Raw genomic sequence first — 17682 nt, forward strand, 5'->3', positions numbered from 1 at the left:
CTGGAACGTTGTACTACGTAAATGCCTGCTGAATTTCCAAGTCTGAATTTAAATGTTCATTGTGCGAAAATTTTGAGGGGAAGTGAACTATCAGAACTGCTAGTTGCATTTGGCTGGTGTTCGTATTTAATTGTTAACTCTCCACTTTATATCGATATTTGTGGAGTTTGAATTTTACTTTGAATTGGTAGAGGACTCATATGAATGACCAGCCGAACCGCGCTGCGGGAGTAGTTGTTTCGTTTGAAACGGTAGATCCGGAGGACGATCCCGATTGGCCATTAACCCGCATAAAGGGCACGATCAAGGATGATTTGGATGGCAGAATTTACACTTATAATCAAAAAACGTTTGAAGGATGGTTCGAGGCAAGGCCGCTGCCTGGAAAACGTGTCCGTTTTCTTAGGTATCACAGTGGGCAACACGGTTACGTAGCCGAAGAAGTCGAGCTGGAATAACCAGGAGTCTACTCAAATAGTTAGTGCACTGATTCTCCTTTCGGTACAAAGGTGGTCCGTTCACCAGTTGTTCCCAGCTCGCTTTGGAACCTGGCAGTCTTCGCACTTTGTTTTTGCCTTCGGTTCCTTGAGAGCGAGCTTTTTCGTGATTGGAGTTTTCGACCTCTCAGTAATTTTCCCCGCGTTCCATTACATCCTTCTTCACCCTAGGCGCATCCGGATCCTGCCCCGCCGGAAACCTGCCCTTCAGATTCCACGCAAACGCAATAATCTCCGCGATCGTGCGATACAACTCCTCCGGAATACTGTCCCCCAGCTCCATGCGCGCCAGCAAACTCACCAGTTCAGGGTTCTCGTAGATCGGCACTTCACAGTCGCGTGCAATCCTGAGAATTTCTTCAGCCAATTCTTCATCGCCCTTGGCCGTGAGGGTCGGGGCGTGGGTGCCGTCGTATTTGAGGGCGATGGCCTGGCGTGGGGCGTTGGGGGCTTTCATGCGGTTTCGTCGACCCAGCGTTGATCAAGACGGGTTTGCGGACCTTGTGGCGGTTTGCCGTGATGGCAATCGAGATCGCCGACGTTCAGGCCTGATGCAAGCAGGCGTTGGCGCAGTGCGGCCAGGTTGCTTTCGATCAGACTGGCGGTGTACGGCCGTTCGGCCCACAGCTGGCTGGAAGACTGCCCTTGATCAGTTGTGCCTGAATCTGCATCGGACCCAACGGTTCCATGTCGAAGGCCAGTTCGACGCGCCACAGCTGTTGTTTCGGCTCGCGTTCGTCGCGGCGTTCCTGGGATTGTTCTTTATCTGGCGCCTCTTCGCGCTGGAACTTGATCTGCAACGGCACGATGTCCTGCATGTTGCGCATCGGGATTTCCAGTTGCCAGGTGCTCATAAGGCGACCGTCACTGGTGACGCCGCTCTGCTCCAGGCTCGACAGTTGATGGCTTTGCAGGCGTGAAACTGCTGCCGCAGCCAATCGCAGCAGGTGTTCGAGATCGTCTTCGCCCTCGGCGTTTTGCAGCAGGCGCTCTGGTAGCGGGAAGCTGGTCGGCGACGGTTTGGCGCTGACTTGCCCGAGCATGCCGAGGGCGTTGCGCACGAAACTCGGCATGGCTTGGGCTAGGGTGTTGGCGGCGATGATTGCGCTGAGATTGGTGCTGGCCGGCAGCCCCGGTGTCAGTTGCGCGATCAGTTTGAGCAGATCGGCTTTCATGTCGGGGGCGAGCGTCGGGTTCTGCCCGGTCAACAATTTGGTTTCGAGGAACGCGCCGCTGTTGGCCAATGCCAGGGCTAGACCTTTCGGTGTGCTGAGTTGCTGAATGTCCGGCAGACCGGAAAGCAACTTGTCCACGGCGGCGCGCAGGTCGCTTGAAGTCTGATTCGAAGGAGGCAGGTTTTGCAGAAGCTTGAGCAAACCATCCAGCGAACCTTGACGGCTGGTTTGGCTGGTCAGTTGCTGGGTCACTGCCAATTGCTCCTGGCGGTTGCTCAAAGGCACGAACTTCAAAGTCTGAGTGTCCTGCACCTGGGCACTTAGCAACGTGCCGATGCGCAACGGCTGCGGGCTGTCGATGCTCAAGGTGCTACCGCTCAGGGCGGTATTGAGCAGGCTGACCATCGAGCGAAACACCGTCGGTTGCCCAGGCATTTGCGGCAACACCTGGGAAGTCAGCACTTTGCCCTGTAGCAGAGTGCCGACCGGCAGTTGCGCGGTGTCGATGCGGGTGAGGGTGGCGATGCTGGAGGCGATGGCCTGTTGCACGGTGACGGCCAGATTGCCCGCCGAAGGTTGGGTCACCGCAATGCTGGTGCCTTGGGCCAACGGTAAGTTGCTGGTGGCCTGGACCGTGGTCTGGCGCCCGCTTTCAAGGGTGACTTTGAGCAGCAGCTGAAATGTCTGATCCGCCTGCTTGAGTGACAACACTTCAGCCTTTGCGGTCTGACCGGCAGTGATCAGGCCCTCGATGGGCGTCAGCAGCTTGAGCAACTCGCCACTGACCGCCAGCGGACGCGTGGGCGCCGGGACTGTCTGCGGCAGCGGGAGGATGTTCATTTCGCCTGTCATACGCGGTCACAACCTTGGGAAAATGCACTCTTTAGAGTAGGAAATGGCATGTATAATGCCGCCCGTTGTATACAGAGTCGCAAGAACATTGCAATTGTTTGACGTAGCTCTCTAGAACACGCCGTCATTGCATCTATGCTGTATCTCTATAACGGCCGCACCAAAGCCGACTTGAACCGTATAAGGCCCGTGAACCCTTGACCAGTCCTGTCCTGCAAACCGTTGCCCTTGCCTGTGAGCGAGACCTTCGGCTGCTCTTCGAAAATCTCGATTTGAGACTGGCCAGTGGCGAAATGGTGCAAATCAGCGGCCCCAACGGCAGTGGCAAGACCAGTTTGTTACGCCTGCTTTCAGGCCTGATGCACCCGACCGCCGGTCAAGTACTGCTCAACGGCCGGCCGCTCGATGATCAGCGTACGGAGTTGGCGCGCAACCTGCTGTGGATCGGCCATGCGGCGGGGATCAAGGACTTGCTGACACCCGAAGAGAACCTCAGCTGGCTCTGCGCCCTGCATCAACCGGCTTCCCATGAAGCGATCTGGCAAGCCCTGGCGGCGGTCGGATTACGCGGTTTCGAAGATATTCCCTGCCACACCCTGTCTGCTGGTCAGCAGCGTCGCGTCGCACTGGCGCGCCTTTATCTGGACAGCCCACCGCTGTGGATACTCGATGAACCGTTCACCGCGCTCGACAAGCAAGGCGTAGCGCAGCTTGAAGAACACCTGGCTGGCCACTGCGAACGCGGCGGCATGGTGGTGTTGACCACTCACCACACGCTGAGCCGCATGCCGGTGGGTTATCGCGACATTGATCTGGGGAAGTGGGCCGTATGAGTGTTTTCGGCCTGTTGGTAGCCCGTGAGGCCCGTTTGTTGTTCCGCCGCCCCGCGGAGCTGGCAAACCCGTTGGTGTTCTTCGCCATTGTCGTTTCGCTGTTCCCGTTGGCGGTCGGTCCGGAGTCTCAATTGTTGCAAACCTTGTCTCCGGGGCTAGTCTGGGTGGCAGCCCTTTTATCGGTTTTGCTCTCGCTGGACGGGCTTTTCCGCAGTGATTTCGAAGACGGATCGCTTGAACAGTGGGTCCTTTCGCCGCACCCCCTGCCTCTTCTGGTTTTGGCAAAGGTGCTGGCACACTGGGCGTTTTCCGGCCTGGCACTGGTTTTGCTCGCACCCTTGCTGGCGTTGATGCTCGGTTTGCCTGCCGCCTGTCTGCCGGTGTTGCTGCTTTCGTTATTGCTGGGTACACCGGTGCTGAGCCTGCTCGGTGCAGTGGGCGCGGCGTTGACCGTCGGTTTGAAGCGCGGTGGCCTGTTGCTGGCGTTGCTGATTCTGCCGTTGTACATACCGGTATTGATTCTCGGCAGCGGCGCCTTGCAGGCGGCCTTGCAGGGCATGCCGGCGACCGGTTATCTGTTGTGGCTTGGTAGCCTGACCGCTTTGGCGATAACTCTGACACCCTTTGCTATAGCTGCTGGCCTGAAGATCAGCGTCGGCGAATAATAATGAGGTCTGGTTAAAATTAACCACTACTTTTAATTAAAAGCAGACCCTTTGGCTGACTCGTGATAACGAGCAGTAACCGTGATGGAAACAGTAATGAACTGGACCTGGTTTCATAAGCTCGGCTCACCCAAGTGGTTCTACGGCATCAGCAGTAAATTGCTGCCGTGGCTGAGCATTGCGGCGTTGCTGCTGATCGGCATTGGTGTGGTCTGGGGCCTGGCTTTCGCGCCGCCCGACTATCAGCAGGGCAACAGCTTTCGCATCATCTACATCCACGTTCCGGCCGCCATGCTGGCGCAGTCCATCTACGTGATGCTGGCCGTGTGCGGTGTCGTCGGGCTGGTGTGGAAAATGAAACTGGCCGACGTCGCCCTGCAATGCGCGGCGCCCATCGGTGCCTGGATGACCGCCGTGGCGCTGGTCACCGGGGCGATCTGGGGCAAGCCGACCTGGGGCTCGTGGTGGGTCTGGGACGCGCGACTGACGTCGATGCTGATTCTGCTGTTTCTGTACTTCGGTCTTATTGCGCTGGGCAACGCCATCAGTAATCGTGACAGCGCGGCCAAGGCCTGCGCGGTGCTGGCGATTGTCGGGGTGATCAACATCCCGATCATCAAATACTCGGTGGAGTGGTGGAACACCTTGCACCAGGGCGCGACATTCACCCTCACCGAAAAACCGGCGATGCCCGCCGAAATGTGGCTGCCACTGCTGCTGACGGCGTTGGGTTTCTACTGTTTCTTCGGCGCGGTATTGCTGCTGCGCATGCGCCTTGAAGTGCTCAAGCGCGAGGCGCGGGCCAGTTGGGTGAAAGCCGAAGTGGAAAACAGTCTGGAGGCCGTTCGATGAGTTTTGCGTCATTCGGCGACTTCATCGCCATGGGCCATCACGGCCTGTATGTCTGGTCAGCCTACGGCATCTGCCTGGCGGTGTTGGCCCTCAACGTGGCGGCGCCGATCCTGGCCCGCAAGCGTTATCTGCAACAAGAGGCGCGTCGTCTGCGCCGGGAGAACGGCAAGTGAATCCGCTGCGTAAAAAGCGTCTTATCATTATTTTCGCGATTCTGGTCGGTGTCGGCGCTGCCGTTGGCCTGGCCCTGAGCGCCCTGCAGCAAAACATCAATCTGTTTTACACCCCGACCCAGATCGCCAACGGCGAAGCGCCGCAAGACACGCGGATTCGTGCGGGCGGCATGGTCGAGAAAGGCTCGCTGCAACGGTCTAGCGATTCGCTGGACGTGAAATTCATCGTCACCGACTTCAATAAATCCGTAACCATCACTTATCGCGGCATTCTTCCGGACCTGTTCCGCGAAGGGCAGGGCATCGTTGCCCTGGGCAAGATCAATGCCGATGGCGTGGTGGTGGCCGATGAAGTGCTGGCCAAGCACGACGAGAAGTACATGCCGCCGGAAGTGACCAAAGCGCTGAAAGACAGTGGTCAATCCGCTCCAACACCCGCGAAGGAGGGTTGATCGATGACTTCCGGCATTTTTATACCAGAGCTGGGCCATCTGGCCATGATTCTGGCGCTGTGTTTTGCCCTGGTTCAGGCCGTGGTGCCATTGCTTGGCGCCTGGCGCGGTGACCGTTTGTGGATGAGCCTGGCCCAGCCGGCCGCCTGGGGTCAGTTCGCTTTTCTGGTCTTCGCCTTCGGTTGTCTGACTTACGCCTTCATGACCGACGATTTCTCCGTCGCCTATGTAGCCAGCAACTCCAACAGCGCATTGCCGTGGTACTACAAATTCAGCGCCGTATGGGGCGCACACGAAGGTTCGTTGCTGCTGTGGGCACTGATCCTCGGTGGCTGGACTTTCGCCGTGTCGGTGTTCTCCCGCCAGTTGCCGCAAGTGATGCTGGCGCGGGTGCTGGCGGTGATGGGGATGATCAGCACCGGTTTCCTGCTGTTCCTGATCCTCACTTCCAACCCGTTCTCGCGCATCCTGCCGCAGATTCCGGCAGACGGACACGACCTTAACCCGCTGCTGCAAGACATCGGCCTGATCGTGCACCCGCCGATGCTGTATATGGGCTACGTCGGGTTCTCCGTGGCCTTCGCCTTCGCCATTGCCGCACTACTGGGCGGTCGCCTTGATGCGGCGTGGGCACGCTGGTCGCGTCCGTGGACCATCGTCGCCTGGGCCTTTCTCGGCATCGGCATTACCCTCGGCTCTTGGTGGGCCTATTACGAACTCGGCTGGGGCGGCTGGTGGTTCTGGGACCCGGTGGAAAACGCTTCCTTCATGCCTTGGCTGGTGGGCACCGCGCTGATTCACTCGCTGGCGGTCACGGAAAAACGTGGCGTGTTCAAGAGCTGGACCGTGTTGTTGGCCATTGCCGCGTTCTCGTTGAGTTTGCTGGGCACTTTCCTCGTGCGTTCCGGTGTGCTGACGTCGGTTCACGCCTTCGCCTCCGACCCCGAGCGTGGCGTGTTCATCCTGATTTTCCTGTTGTTCGTGGTCGGTGGTTCGCTGACGCTGTTTGCCCTGCGGGCGCCGGTGGTCAAGAGCCAGGTCGGCTTCAACCTCTGGTCCCGGGAAACCCTGTTGCTGGGCAACAACCTGGTGCTGGTAGTAGCGGCTTCGATGATCCTGCTCGGCACCTTGTACCCGCTAATTCTCGATGCGATAACCGGTGCCAAGCTGTCGGTCGGTCCGCCTTACTTCAACGCGCTGTTCATTCCGTTGATGGCGTTGTTGATGCTGGTAATGGCGGTCGGTGTGATCGTGCGCTGGAAAGACACCCCGGTGAAATGGTTGATGAACATGCTCACGCCGGTTCTGCTCGGCAGCGCCGCGCTGGCGGTGGTGGCGGGCGTCGCGTATGGCGATTTCAACTGGGCGGTATTGGCAACCTTCATGCTCGCCGCCTGGGTATTGCTGGCCGGTGTGCGTGACATCTTCGACAAGACCCGCCACAAAGGCCTGATCAAAGGTCTGCCGACCCTGACCCGCAGTTATTGGGGCATGCAGCTTGCGCACCTGGGCATCGCGGTGTGCGCGCTTGGCGTGGTGCTGTCGAGCCAGAACAGTGCCGAGCGCGACCTGCGCCTGGCGCCGGGTGAGTCCATGGACCTGGCCGGTTACCACTTCGTGTTCGAAGGCGCCAAGCACTTCGAAGGCCCGAACTTCACTTCCGACAAGGGCACCATCCGGGTGATCCGCGATGGTAAGGAAGTCAGCGTGTTGCACCCGGAAAAACGCCTCTACACCGTGCAGAACTCCATGATGACCGAAGCCGGGATCGACGCCGGTTTCACCCGTGACCTCTACGTTGCGTTGGGCGAACCGCTGGGCGATGGCGCCTGGGCCGTGCGCGTCCACGTCAAACCGTTTGTGCGCTGGATCTGGTTCGGTGGGTTGCTCACCGGTCTGGGCGGGTTGCTGGCGGCGCTGGATGGGCGTTATCGAGTCAAAGTGAAAAGCCGCGTGCGTGAAGCACTGGGCATGAGTGGAGCCACTGCATGAAGCGTTGGTTGATGTTGTTGCCGCTGGCGATTTTTCTGGTGGTTGCTGTTTTCCTGTATCGCGGTCTGTACCTGGACCCGGCCGAGTTGCCCTCGGCGATGATTGGCAAACCGTTCCCTGAGTTTTCCCTGCCAGCGGTGCAGGGCGACAAGACCCTGACCCGCGCCGACATCCTTGGCAAACCGGCACTGGTCAACGTCTGGGGCACCTGGTGTATTTCCTGCCGGATCGAGCACCCGGTGCTGAACAGACTTTCCGAGAAAGGCGTGGTGATCTACGGCATCAACTACAAGGACGTCAACGTCGACGCCTTGAAGTGGCTGGCGGAATTCCACAACCCGTATCAACTGGACGTCCGCGACGATGCAGGCACCCTGGGCCTGAACCTCGGTGTGTACGGCGCTCCGGAAACCTTCTTTATCGACGCCAAGGGCATCATCCGTGACAAGTTCGTCGGGGTGATCGACGAGCAGGTCTGGCGTGAAAAACTGGCGGCCAAGTATCAGGCGCTGGTTGATGAGGCCAAGCCATGAAGCGCTGGCTCGCCGCTGTCGTTTTGGGCTTGAGCATGGCCGGGGTGGCACATGCGGCCATCGACACTTATGAGTTCGCCAAGGAGGGTGATCGCGAGCGTTTTCGCGAGTTGACCAAGGAACTGCGCTGCCCCAAGTGCCAGAACCAGGACATCGCCGATTCCAATGCGCCGATTGCCGCCGACCTGCGCAAAGAGATTTTTCGCATGCTTGGCGAGGGCAAGGACAATCAGCAGATCATCGACTTCATGGTCGACCGCTACGGTGATTTTGTCCGCTACAAACCGGCCCTGAATGCCAAGACTGCTCTGCTCTGGTTCGGCCCCGCCGGCCTGTTGCTGGGTGGTTTTGTGATCATCGCGGTGATTGTCCGCCGTCGTCGCGTGCAACGCGCCAACACTCCGGACTCGCTTTCTGCCGAGGAGCGCGAGCGCCTCGATCAACTGTTGGATAAAACCAAGAATGATTGATTTCTGGCTCGCTGCAGGTCTGCTGCTTCTGGTGGCGCTGAGTTTTCTGCTGATCCCTGTTCTGCGCAGTCGTCGCGCCCAGCTCGAAGAGGATCGTACTGCCCTGAACGTGGCGCTGTATCAGGATCGCGTGGCTGAGTTGCAGACTCAGCAGGAAGAAGGCGTTCTCGATGCTGCGCAAATGAACGCCGGTCGCGCTGAAGCCGCCCGTGAATTGCTCGCTGATACCGAAGGCGTTGCCGCGCCACGGGTGTCGCGGCTGGGCAAACCGGCACCGCTGCTGGCGGCGATCCTGGTGCCAGTGCTGGGCCTTGGCTTGTACCTGCATTTCGGTGCCAGCGACAAAGTCGAGCTGACCCGGGAATTCTCCCAGGCGCCGCAGTCGATGGACGAGATGACCCGGCGTCTGGAGCGCGCGGTCGCGGCGCAGCCGGAATCCGCCGAGGCCCTGTACTTCCTCGGTCGCACCTACATGACTCAGGATCGTCCTGCTGATGCAGCAAAAATCTTCGAACGCACCGTCAACCTGGCCGGGCGTCAGCCTGAACTGCTGGGGCAATGGGCGCAGGCCCAGTATTTTGCCGATGGCAAGAAGTGGTCGGACAAGATTCAGGCGCTGACTGATGAAGCGTTGAAAGCCGATCCGAATGAAGTCACTAGCCTTGGTTTGTTGGGCATCGCGGCGTTCGAAGCCCGGCAGTATCAAGAGGCGATTGATTACTGGAATCGCCTGCTCGAGCAACTGCCGCCAGAAGACAAGTCCCGTATCGCGTTGCAGGGCGGCATAACCCGCGCCACCGAGAAGCTGGTGGCCAGCGGAGGCAAGGTGGCTGCGGCCCCGGTGGCCCCGGTGGCCAAGGCTGGCGCGTTGCTCAAGGTCCAGGTGGATCTGGCCGCCGACCTGAAAGCCAAGGTCCAACCGGGTGATAGCGTGTTCATTTTCGCCCGCGCCACCTCCGGTCCACCCGCACCGCTGGCCGCCAAACGCCTGACCGTGGCCGATCTGCCGGCAACCGTCGAACTGGGCGATGCCGACGCGATGATGCCGCAGTTGAAACTGTCGAACTTCCCTGAAGTCCAACTGGTTGCGCGTATTTCCCGTGCCGGCCAACCGACGGCAGGCGAGTGGGTCGGTCGCAGCCAGCCTTTGGCCAGCAGCACCACCGCGCCGCAAAAACTGACCATCGACAGCCCGGACAAATAACAGGAACGCCTTCATGACCGCCATCGCTCGTATTACCCTGCTCAGCTTTTTTGTTTTGGGGCTGAGTGCTTGTGCGGTCCAACGGCCCGAGCCGACGCATCTGCCGCCGATTCCGCCTTCGCAGCCCAAACCTACGCCGTCCACTTCACCCTCCCCGAGCAAGCCGGGTCTTCCGGCCAAGCCCGCCAAACCGCTGCCGCGCACCTCCGCCAGCTTCGCGCCGCCACCGGGTGGCAACAGTCACTGGGACCCGAAATTGGGTGTCTATGTGCTCGACGATCAGCCCAACACCTTCTACCGCCAGCGTACCTATTACCGCTGGGACAACGGCTGGAGCCGCTCGATCAGTCCGAAAGGGCCGTGGGAAGAGACGGACATCCACGGTGTGCCGGGTGGTCTGGGACGACAGTTCGGGCAGTAACGCAAAAGGCGACCTTCGGGGTCGCCTTTTTTATGGGTGCGCCAGGCATGGCGCGTTGCGCGCAAGCGCAACCAGCTTGGCTGTGGTGGCCTCGCTGGTGACTTGGAGGTGAAAGTCCTCTACACACCCGGCAAGGGGAAGTGTTAGCCAGAGGCAAGGGTGTCGCGGGTGACCGCGAATCTGAAGGAAGCCCGAGGCAAAATGCTGGCCTGACGAACAGGAAGCGGATAGAGGCGGCGCAGCGGGGTAAGGCGGCCCAAACCGTCAAAGCCCAATACTTGCACGGAACGCTGCGACGTAGATCCGACAGGCATAAGCAGGAAGGTCGCGCGAATTACCCTGGGAGATCTGCACGTTTGCCACTGTGCTACCGCGCGTCGAGAGGCGACGGGATGAGCGTGCAGAAGTCAGCCGAAGCCGTAGTAAGTGACGAATAACCCCGTCGCCAAGGGCCGAACAGGTTATGCCGCCAGTAGGCGTCAAAGTCTCGTTGAATACCGAAATGCAGAAATTTCTCCCAGAGAAGACTGTTACCCCGAGTCCCGGACAGTATCCGAGGATAACGGCTGGCAGCGCAAAGGTATCGGCGGCGTCTGTGACGTGGACGAACGCGGAGTCGGACATGCTTATGGAACGGGTGCTTGCACCGGCTAATCTTAGGCGTGCGTATAAACGCGTGGTCAGCAACAAGGGCGCGCCGGGTGCCGATGGCATGACGGTCGACGACTTGGCGAACTACGTGAAACAGTATTGGCCGATCCTCAAGGCACGGTTGCTGGCCGGCGAGTATCACCCGCAAGGTGTGCGCGCCGTCGACATCCCCAAACCTAAAGGTGGAACACGGCAACTGGGTATTCCCAATGTCGTGGATCGCCTGATCCAGCAGGCACTGCTGCAACAGCTCACGCCGATTTTCGATCCTCTGTTCTCGGATTACAGCTACGGTTTTCGTCCGGGCAGAAGCGCTCATCAAGCCATTGAAACTGCTCGCGGTCATGTGGCGGCAGGGCATCGCTGGTGCGTGGAACTGGATCTTGAGAAGTTCTTTGATCGGGTTAATCACGACATCCTGATGGCTTACGTGGCGCGTCAAATCGAAGATAAGCGCGTGCTCAAGTTGATCCGTCGTTACTTCGAAGCGGGAACGATGTCAGGCGGTATTGCCAGCCGACGGCAGGAGGGGACGCCGCAAGGCGGCCCGCTCTCGCCGTTGCTGTCGAACATCCTGCTCAACGAACTCGACCGCGAGCTGGAACGACGGGGCTATCGATTCGTACGCTATGCCGACGATGCGAACATCTATGTGTGCAGTCGTCGTGCTGGTGAACGAGTGATGAGAAGTGTTGAGCGCTTCCTGAATCAGCGCCTGAAACTGACGCTGAACCGGGAAAAGAGCCGTGTGGCGCGGCCCTGGGTCTGTGATTACTTGGGCTATGGGATGAGCTGGCATCAACAGCCGAGGCTGAGAGTGGCGACGACGAGTCTGGGTCGCTTGCGCGGCCGACTCAGAGATCTGCTGCGCAGAGCACGAGGCCACAAGATGGCGAATATCATCGAGCGGATAAACCCCGTGCTACGCGGATGGGCTGGCTACTTCAAGCTGAGCCAGAGCAAGCGGCCACTTGAGGAACTGGACGGCTGGGTGCGGCACAAGCTTCGTTGTGTCGTCTGGCGTCAATGGAAGCGGCCCTTTACAAGGGCGCGCAACTTGATACGTCTGGGACTCAATGAAGCGCGGGCGTGGAAATCGGCAGTCAATGGCCGAGGCCCATGGTGGAACTCGGGAGCGCCCCATATGAATCAGGCGCTACCGAAGAAGCTGTGGGATCGACTCGGGTTAGTCTCGGTACTGGATACGATAAACCGGCTTAGCCGCATAGCTTGAACCGCCGTATACGGAACCGTATGTACGGTGGTGTGAGAGGACGGCGGCTGTGAGGCCGCCTCCTACTCGATCTACTACGATTCGACTTGCCCGCGAAGGCGGCCTGACAGCCAACCTGATTTCGCGGATGTACTCGTTCCTCTGTAGGAGCGAAGCTTGCTCGCGAAAAACGTCAGGACAACACGGTCATTCAGACAGGGCGCGTTATCGTTGACGTCCATCGCGAGCAGGCTCCCACAGTTGATCAGGGTTCATCCGAAAAAGTCAGGCTGACTTTCCGCCCGCCTGACGCGGCGCTCCATTCCAGTGGATCACGAACGCGAGAAGCCCAAGCACAACACCAAACACCACAATGCCGGACCAGCCAAAGCGCGTCATCAACCAACCACTGACCGCCGCGCCCACCGCACCGCCGAAGAAGGTCGCAGTCATATACAGACTGTTGATACGGCCCTGTGCTTTCGGATCCACGGCGAAGGCGCGAGTCTGGTTGGACACCAGTCCCGATTGCACGCCGATATCGAGCACAACCACGCCAAGCACTAGCAATGCAATCGAGGTCTGCGCACCCGCAAGCAGCAGGTAAGCCAGCGTGACGATACCAATACTGGCGCCAATCACGCTGCGCGAGCCCAACCGGTCAGTGGCGCGGCCACCAAGTGACGCAGCCAGTGCACCGGCCGCTCCGATGATGCCGAAGCCACCCGCCCAGGCACTGCCCAACTGGTAGGGACCGTGGGCCAGCAATGCCGCCAGGTTGACCCAAAAGGCATTGAAGCAGGCCCACAACAGCGCCTGGACGATCATCGATTGGCGAATCGCCGAGTTGTCGCGCATCAGTGGCCACAGCGAAGCGAGCAGGCGCGGGTAGGACAGGTTGGTGCTGGGCACACCTTGCGGAAGCAGGGAGGCCGCAGCGATCCAGACCGGGATCATGAACGCCGCTTCCAGGCCATAGACCGCACGCCAACCCCAAGCTTCACCCACCACACCACTGATGGTGCGCCCGAGCAGAATGCCCACCATGATGCCGCTGACTACCGTGCCGACGTTTCGCCCACGTTCACTGGGCTTGGACATGACGGCGGCGAAGGGCACCAGTTGCTGGGGCACGCAGCTCACGATGCCGAGTCCGAAGGACGCCGCGATCAATGTTCCGACGCCGGGCGAGATGGCTGCCGCAATAGCAAAGCAGAACGCCATTGCGATCTGGCCGAGCACCAGTTTTCGCCGGTCAAAACGGTCACCCATTGGCAGCAGCAAAGCTAGCCCGGTGGCGAAACCGAGCAGAGCCGCGCCGGCCACTAAATCGACTGTCGTCAGGTCAAGTCCCAGATCCGACGCGATCAAAGGCAGGATCGGCTGGGTGCAGTAAATGTTAGTGATCACCGCGCCAGCGATGATCGCCATCATGATGATCTTGCCGCGAGACGCTACCGCCGGCGCAGACGTATTCTCTGAGGTTAAGGGCAGGGCGCTCACGGCACTCTCCTTTCAGGTTGGCTTCCGGCATTTGCAACGGGATGTCGCGCGCGGGATGAGTGTCCAACCTTACGCACTCGCATAAACATGGATAATCCCCTAGGATCGGGAATCATCCTTCCATAATTTGATAGGGCGCCATGAACCGTCTTGAATCCATGTCTGTGCTGATTGCAGTGGTCGATTCGGGCAGTCTTTCGGGCGCCGCACGCCGCCTCGGAATGCCGCTTGCCACTGTCAGCCGCAAGGTGGCGGAACTGGAATCACATTTAAAGACGCGCCTGCTTCATCGCACCACCCGGCAACTTTCGTTGACCGAAGCCGGCGCCTCATACGTGGCGGCGTGCAGGCGCATTCTTGAAGACATCGGCGAGGCCGAGCGCGCGGCGACCGGCGAATACGCCTCGCCCAAAGGTGAACTGGTGGTCACCGCCCCGGTAGTTTTTGGGCGCTTGCACCTCGTGCCGGTGGTTGCCGAATTTCTCGCGCACTATCCCGAAATCGAGATCAACCTGATGCTCACCGATCGCGTCGTGCATTTGATGGAAGAGCACTGTGATGTCGCGGTGCGAATTGGCGAATTGCCCGACAGCTCGCTCATGGCTGCGAAAGTGGGAGCGGTGCGCCGGGTGGTCTGTGCCAGCCCGGATTACCTGGCAACCCATGGCGTGCCCGCCACGCCACGGGATTTGGCCGGGCATGCTTGTATTACCTTCGAGGTCCTGGCATCCGTGGGCGCCTGGGTGTTTGGCGCGGGCAAGTCAGAAGTGTCCGTGCCCGTTCATTCACGGCTTGCCGTCAACACGGCGGAAGCGGCGATCGACGCCGCGATGCTTGGGGTTGGCGTGATCCGGGTGCTGTCGTATCAGGTCGCCGACGCGCTGCGCAAAGATGCACTGCGGGTGGTACTCGAGCCCTTCGAGTCGGCGCCATTGCCCATCAGCCTGGTGCACAAGGGGCAAGCGCCGCTGCCGCTCAAATTGCGTGCGTTCCTGGATTTCGTGACGCCGCGTTTGCGCGCTCGTATGGCGCGTTGAAACATTTTTTTGCCTTCATCGTCCGTCAAACACATCCCTCTGTAGGAGCGAGCATGCTCGCGATGGACGTCAACGATAACGCTGGGTGCCTGATACCCCCCGGTGTTCTCGGGTTCATCGCGAGCATGCTCGCTCCTACAGGGGCCACCCCAACCTTTCACAAAACCTTCATCAAATAGCCCATCCAGCGACATGTGCAAGTCACAGGCCTGACACAGCCCGTGCATAAAGTCGGTTGAACTCAAATACGGCCACGGACAGCCGTTCAACCAGACAGAGAAGCCCATGAACGCAGCTATCCATGTCGATCATCTGAACAAGACCTTTGCGCGTAAAACCGCATTGATCGACCTCGAACTGACCATCGCGGCCGGTGAGATGGTCGCGCTGATTGGCGCTTCCGGCTCCGGGAAATCCACTTTGCTGCGCCACCTCGCAGGCCTGGCCTGTTGCGATCGCAACAACGGCGGCAGCGTCAAGGTACTGGGGCAAGAAGTGCAGGCCAGTGGACGGCTCAATGGCAAGGTGCGGCGCTTGCGGGCCGACATCGGCTACATCTTTCAGCAGTTCAACCTGGTCAATCGCCTGAGCGTGCTCGACAACGTGCTGCTCGGTTGCCTGGGTCGCATGCCGCGCTGGCGTGGAAATTTGTGCCTGTTCAATGCCGAGGAAAAACAGTTCGCCCTGGAATCCCTGGACCGCGTCGGCCTGGCCGATCTGGCAGCGCAGCGCGCCTCGACCCTCTCCGGCGGGCAGCAACAGCGCGTGGCAATTGCCCGTGCCTTGACCCAGCGTGCCGAGGTGATTCTGGCGGATGAACCGATTGCCTCGCTCGACCCCGAGTCGGCACGCAAGGTCATGGAAATCCTCGCCGACATCAACCGCCGCGACGGCAAGACCGTGGTCGTCACCCTGCATCAGGTCGATTACGCCACCCGTTATTGCCCGCGTGCCGTGGCGCTCAAAGACGGACGAATCCATTTCGACGGCCGCGCCGCCGAGCTGAGCGGTCAGTTCCTCAACGATTTATACGGTGCCGACATTGACACCAGCCTGATGTGTTCCGACCACATTCGCCCCGTCGAAGCCGCGCCCCGGCTGGTATTGGCGCGCGCATAAACAACCTTCGATTCCCAACCGTTCACCCTCAGGAAACCTTTCCATGTTGAACCGTATCGGTCGCGTTTTTGTTGGTGCAGCCTTGCTCGCCAGCTGTGTGATGGGCACCGCCCAGGCTGAAGAAAAAGCCATCAATTTCGGCATCATGTCCACCGAGTCATCGCAGAACCTGAAGAGCATCTGGCAGCCATTTCTGGATGACATGCAGAAGAAAACCGGCCTGAAGATCAACGCCACGTTCGCCTCCGACTATGCCGGCCTGATCCAGGGCATGCGCTTCAACAAGGTCGACGTTGCCTGGCTGGGCAACAAGGCTGCTATTGAAGCGGTGGATCGCTCCAACGGCGAAATCTTCGCCCAGACCGCTGCCGCCAGCGGCGCCGCCGGCTACTGGAGCGTGTTGATCGTGCGCAAGGACAGCCCGATCAACTCCGTTGACGACATGCTGAAAAACGCCAAGAACCTGACCTTCGGCAACGGCGACCCGAACTCCACCTCGGGCTATCTGGTGCCGGGCTACTACGTGTTCGCCAAGAACAACGTCGATGCGGCCACCGCGTTCAAGCGCACCCTCAACTCCAGCCACGAAGTCAACGCGTTGAGCGTGGCCAAGGGTCAACTGGATGTGGCGACCTTCAACACCGAAAGCTGGGATCGCCTGGAAGTCACCCAGCCGGACAAGGCTGCGATGCTCAAAGTGATCTGGAAATCGCCACTGATCCCCGCCGACCCGCTGGTGTGGAGCAAGGCGCTGAGCGATAGCGAGAAGCAGAAGATCCGCGATTTCATCTTCAGCTATGGCGACACCGACTCCGAGAAAGCCGTGCTCAAGGGCATGCAACTGGGCAAGTTCCTCAAATCCAGCGACGACCAGTTGCTGCCGATTCGTCAGCTAGAGCTGTTCAAGCAGCGCACCACCATCAGTGCCGACACCAAGCTTGAGGCTGCCGACAAGGCCAAGAAACTCGCTGACATCGACGCCGACCTGGCCAAGCTGCAAGAGCGCATCACCTTGCTTGAGAAGAGCGAGAAGAAGACCGCCAACGCCGGCTGATCCGGCTCTTTGTAGGAGCGAGCTTGCTCGCGATGCACGCAAGGGCCCCGCGTTTCTCCTGGTTCCCCGCGTCATCGTTAACGACCATCGCGAGCAGGCTCGCTCCTACAGGTGTTTTGCGCCAGGCATTAGTTAGGTGCCACGTCTCTTTGAACGCTTTTTTAGAGAAACCTTATGACCACTCTGCACGCTGAAGCTGTCGGCAAGCGTACCTGGCCGCAATACGCCGGTTGGGGCCTGTTCCTGGTCCTGCTGGCCTGGGCCTGGCACGGCGCCGAAATGAATCCGATGGCGCTGTACCGCGACTCGGGAAACATGGCGACCTTTGCCGCGGATTTCTTCCCGCCGGACTTCCATGAGTGGCGCTCCTATCTCAAGGAAATGATCGTCACCATGCAAATCGCCCTCTGGGGTACGGTGCTGGCGATTGTCTGCTCGGTGCCGCTGGGCATTCTTTGCTCGGAAAACATCACGCCCTGGTGGATTCACCAACCGCTGCGCCGGGTGATGGATGCCTTCCGCTCGATCAACGAAATGGTCTTCGCCATGTTGTTCGTGGTGGCCGTCGGGCTGGGGCCGTTTGCCGGTGTATTGGCACTTTGGATCAGCACTACGGGCGTTCTTTCCAAGCTGTTCGCCGAAGCCGTGGAAGCGATCGATCCAGGACCGGTCGAAGGCGTTCGCGCCACCGGAGCCAGTGCCTTGCAAGAAGTGATCTACGGCGTGATTCCGCAAGTGATGCCGCTGTGGGTTTCGTATGCGTTGTACCGCTTCGAGGCCAACGTGCGCTCGGCGACGGTGGTGGGAATGGTCGGTGCCGGCGGCATCGGGGTGATTCTCTGGGAGAACATCCGCGCCTTCCAGTTTGTTCAGACCTGCGCCGTGCTGCTGGTGATCATCGTCGTCGTCAGCCTGATCGACATCCTCTCGCAACGCCTGCGCAAGCAGTTCATCTGATCTTCGGAGGGGTGCCCCTGGGCGCTTTT

At 59.7% G+C, this 17682-nt stretch carries 18 protein-coding genes and 1 pseudogene; 16 read left to right on the top strand and 3 right to left on the bottom strand.

Annotated elements, in window-relative coordinates:
* Nucleotides 1-200 precede the first annotated feature (200 nt).
* Nucleotides 201-458 carry a hypothetical protein gene (locus tag CES87_RS23510; RefSeq protein ID WP_128607969.1) on the top strand — a complete coding sequence of 86 codons (258 nt, stop codon included), beginning with the start codon at nt 201-203 and terminating at the stop codon, nt 456-458.
* A 166-nt stretch (nt 459-624) separates the two neighbouring features.
* Here CES87_RS23510 and CES87_RS23515 read toward each other — a convergent pair whose 3' ends face one another.
* Together CES87_RS23515 and CES87_RS23520 are read right to left on the bottom strand one after the other, a co-directional pair.
* Nucleotides 625-954, bottom strand: a complete 330-nt coding sequence (locus CES87_RS23515) for an EscU/YscU/HrcU family type III secretion system export apparatus switch protein (RefSeq protein ID WP_128607970.1) — start codon at nt 952-954, stop codon at nt 625-627.
* Nucleotides 951-2524: pseudogene (locus CES87_RS23520) on the bottom strand (flagellar hook-length control protein FliK). Before CES87_RS23520 ends, CES87_RS23515 begins: the two are co-directional and overlap by 4 nt.
* A gap of 197 nt (nt 2525-2721) precedes the next feature.
* Between CES87_RS23520 and ccmA the strand changes: the two are divergent.
* The 11 genes from ccmA to ltrA all read left to right on the top strand — a co-directional run bounded on the left by ccmA (nt 2722) and on the right by ltrA (nt 12004).
* Nucleotides 2722-3357: a cytochrome c biogenesis heme-transporting ATPase CcmA gene (gene ccmA / locus CES87_RS23525; protein WP_128607971.1), complete on the top strand. Its 636-nt coding sequence runs from the start codon at nt 2722-2724 to the stop codon at nt 3355-3357.
* Nucleotides 3354-4022 carry a heme exporter protein CcmB gene (ccmB, locus tag CES87_RS23530; RefSeq protein WP_007983326.1) on the top strand — a complete coding sequence of 223 codons (669 nt, stop codon included), beginning with the start codon at nt 3354-3356 and terminating at the stop codon, nt 4020-4022. The genes ccmA and ccmB overlap by 4 nt, the downstream gene beginning before the upstream one ends.
* Before the next feature lie 96 nt (nt 4023-4118).
* Nucleotides 4119-4874 carry a heme ABC transporter permease gene (locus tag CES87_RS23535; protein ID WP_128607972.1) on the top strand — a complete coding sequence of 252 codons (756 nt, stop codon included), beginning with the start codon at nt 4119-4121 and terminating at the stop codon, nt 4872-4874.
* Nucleotides 4871-5047 (top strand): heme exporter protein CcmD, encoded by a 177-nt coding sequence (ccmD, locus tag CES87_RS23540; protein WP_007980758.1) that lies wholly within the window; start codon nt 4871-4873, stop codon nt 5045-5047. Before CES87_RS23535 ends, ccmD begins: the two co-directional genes overlap by 4 nt.
* Nucleotides 5044-5499 (top strand): cytochrome c maturation protein CcmE, encoded by a 456-nt coding sequence (ccmE, locus tag CES87_RS23545; protein ID WP_128607973.1) that lies wholly within the window; start codon nt 5044-5046, stop codon nt 5497-5499. Before ccmD ends, ccmE begins: the two co-directional genes overlap by 4 nt.
* 3 nt (nt 5500-5502) lie before the next feature.
* On the top strand, nt 5503-7491 hold the full coding sequence (locus tag CES87_RS23550) for a heme lyase CcmF/NrfE family subunit (protein ID WP_128607974.1): 1989 nt from the start codon (nt 5503-5505) through the stop codon (nt 7489-7491).
* The gene (locus CES87_RS23555) at nt 7488-8024 is read left to right on the top strand and encodes a DsbE family thiol:disulfide interchange protein (protein ID WP_128607975.1); all 537 of its coding nucleotides are present in this window, start codon (nt 7488-7490) and stop codon (nt 8022-8024) included. Before CES87_RS23550 ends, CES87_RS23555 begins: the two co-directional genes overlap by 4 nt.
* The gene (locus tag CES87_RS23560) at nt 8021-8494 is read left to right on the top strand and encodes a cytochrome c-type biogenesis protein (protein WP_128607976.1); all 474 of its coding nucleotides are present in this window, start codon (nt 8021-8023) and stop codon (nt 8492-8494) included. The genes CES87_RS23555 and CES87_RS23560 overlap by 4 nt, the downstream gene beginning before the upstream one ends.
* Entirely contained in the window at nt 8487-9698 is a 1212-nt protein-coding gene (gene ccmI, locus CES87_RS23565) for a c-type cytochrome biogenesis protein CcmI (RefSeq protein WP_128607977.1), read from the top strand. Before CES87_RS23560 ends, ccmI begins: the two co-directional genes overlap by 8 nt.
* Before the next feature lie 13 nt (nt 9699-9711).
* Nucleotides 9712-10119: a hypothetical protein gene (locus CES87_RS23570; protein WP_128607978.1), complete on the top strand. Its 408-nt coding sequence runs from the start codon at nt 9712-9714 to the stop codon at nt 10117-10119.
* A 463-nt stretch (nt 10120-10582) separates the two neighbouring features.
* Nucleotides 10583-12004: a group II intron reverse transcriptase/maturase gene (gene ltrA, locus CES87_RS23575; protein WP_128605690.1), complete on the top strand. Its 1422-nt coding sequence runs from the start codon at nt 10583-10585 to the stop codon at nt 12002-12004.
* 264 nt (nt 12005-12268) lie between these two features.
* On the opposite strand, the gene CES87_RS23580 is transcribed toward ltrA, so the two are convergent.
* Entirely contained in the window at nt 12269-13486 is a 1218-nt protein-coding gene (locus CES87_RS23580; protein WP_218196378.1) for an MFS transporter, read from the bottom strand.
* A gap of 140 nt (nt 13487-13626) precedes the next feature.
* Here CES87_RS23580 and CES87_RS23585 point away from each other — a divergent pair, with 140 nt between their 5' ends.
* From CES87_RS23585 to phnE, 4 genes are all read left to right on the top strand, one after another.
* Nucleotides 13627-14523, top strand: a complete 897-nt coding sequence (locus tag CES87_RS23585; protein ID WP_128607979.1) for a LysR family transcriptional regulator — start codon at nt 13627-13629, stop codon at nt 14521-14523.
* A 285-nt stretch (nt 14524-14808) separates the two neighbouring features.
* Nucleotides 14809-15642: a phosphonate ABC transporter ATP-binding protein gene (gene phnC, locus CES87_RS23590; RefSeq protein ID WP_128607980.1), complete on the top strand. Its 834-nt coding sequence runs from the start codon at nt 14809-14811 to the stop codon at nt 15640-15642.
* A gap of 43 nt (nt 15643-15685) precedes the next feature.
* Nucleotides 15686-16696 carry a phosphonate ABC transporter substrate-binding protein gene (gene phnD / locus CES87_RS23595; protein ID WP_128607981.1) on the top strand — a complete coding sequence of 337 codons (1011 nt, stop codon included), beginning with the start codon at nt 15686-15688 and terminating at the stop codon, nt 16694-16696.
* 174 nt (nt 16697-16870) lie between these two features.
* Nucleotides 16871-17653 (top strand): phosphonate ABC transporter, permease protein PhnE, encoded by a 783-nt coding sequence (gene phnE / locus CES87_RS23600; protein ID WP_128607982.1) that lies wholly within the window; start codon nt 16871-16873, stop codon nt 17651-17653.
* Nucleotides 17654-17682: the final 29 nt, after the last annotated feature.

Origin of the sequence: Pseudomonas sp. ERMR1:02, from assembly GCF_002277815.1 — a bacterium.
GTDB lineage: Bacteria > Pseudomonadota > Gammaproteobacteria > Pseudomonadales > Pseudomonadaceae > Aquipseudomonas.

What these genes read in the sequence shown, in the direction of transcription:
- CES87_RS23510 (WP_128607969.1), top strand. Translation starts at nt 201, where the DNA reads ATGAATGACCAGCCGAACCGCGCTGCGGGAGTAGTTGTTTCGTTTGAA.
- CES87_RS23515 (WP_128607970.1), bottom strand. Translation starts at nt 954, where the DNA reads ATGAAAGCCCCCAACGCCCCACGCCAGGCCATCGCCCTCAAATACGAC.
- ccmB (WP_007983326.1), top strand. Translation starts at nt 3,354, where the DNA reads ATGAGTGTTTTCGGCCTGTTGGTAGCCCGTGAGGCCCGTTTGTTGTTC.
- CES87_RS23535 (WP_128607972.1), top strand. Translation starts at nt 4,119, where the DNA reads ATGAACTGGACCTGGTTTCATAAGCTCGGCTCACCCAAGTGGTTCTAC.
- ccmD (WP_007980758.1), top strand. Translation starts at nt 4,871, where the DNA reads ATGAGTTTTGCGTCATTCGGCGACTTCATCGCCATGGGCCATCACGGC.
- CES87_RS23550 (WP_128607974.1), top strand. Translation starts at nt 5,503, where the DNA reads ATGACTTCCGGCATTTTTATACCAGAGCTGGGCCATCTGGCCATGATT.
- CES87_RS23555 (WP_128607975.1), top strand. Translation starts at nt 7,488, where the DNA reads ATGAAGCGTTGGTTGATGTTGTTGCCGCTGGCGATTTTTCTGGTGGTT.
- CES87_RS23560 (WP_128607976.1), top strand. Translation starts at nt 8,021, where the DNA reads ATGAAGCGCTGGCTCGCCGCTGTCGTTTTGGGCTTGAGCATGGCCGGG.
- ccmI (WP_128607977.1), top strand. Translation starts at nt 8,487, where the DNA reads ATGATTGATTTCTGGCTCGCTGCAGGTCTGCTGCTTCTGGTGGCGCTG.
- CES87_RS23570 (WP_128607978.1), top strand. Translation starts at nt 9,712, where the DNA reads ATGACCGCCATCGCTCGTATTACCCTGCTCAGCTTTTTTGTTTTGGGG.
- ltrA (WP_128605690.1), top strand. Translation starts at nt 10,583, where the DNA reads ATGCCGCCAGTAGGCGTCAAAGTCTCGTTGAATACCGAAATGCAGAAA.
- CES87_RS23585 (WP_128607979.1), top strand. Translation starts at nt 13,627, where the DNA reads ATGAACCGTCTTGAATCCATGTCTGTGCTGATTGCAGTGGTCGATTCG.
- phnC (WP_128607980.1), top strand. Translation starts at nt 14,809, where the DNA reads ATGAACGCAGCTATCCATGTCGATCATCTGAACAAGACCTTTGCGCGT.
- phnD (WP_128607981.1), top strand. Translation starts at nt 15,686, where the DNA reads ATGTTGAACCGTATCGGTCGCGTTTTTGTTGGTGCAGCCTTGCTCGCC.
- phnE (WP_128607982.1), top strand. Translation starts at nt 16,871, where the DNA reads ATGACCACTCTGCACGCTGAAGCTGTCGGCAAGCGTACCTGGCCGCAA.